We start from the raw sequence: 257 nt of genomic DNA on the forward strand, positions 1-257 counted from the left end.
GCGGTGAGGCACAAGATGTAGGGGTCCTGGGGCGTGTGAAGATGCAGGTTCTCACACCGCGCATCGAACACCCCAGGACCCGTCTTGAACGCTACCGCCAGCCTGCTTGCCGACACCATCTGCCGCACCGTCGAACTCGGGGTGAGCATCACCGACGCCGCCGTTGCTGACGAGTTCACGCACTTGTTCTGCGCCCCGGTCATAGTCGACCCGATCTGCCCCGGGTGCGGGATGGCGGGGCGCCTGCGAGACCACGT

General features: G+C 65.8%; 1 pseudogene. It reads left to right on the forward strand.

The features are described from left to right. Nucleotides 1–84: 84 nt before the first annotated feature. Nucleotides 85–257: pseudogene (locus KHA85_RS18215) on the forward strand (ISL3 family transposase); the annotation flags it as partial.

The organism is Dietzia massiliensis, assembly GCF_018390595.1.
GTDB lineage: Bacteria > Actinomycetota > Actinomycetes > Mycobacteriales > Mycobacteriaceae > Dietzia > Dietzia massiliensis.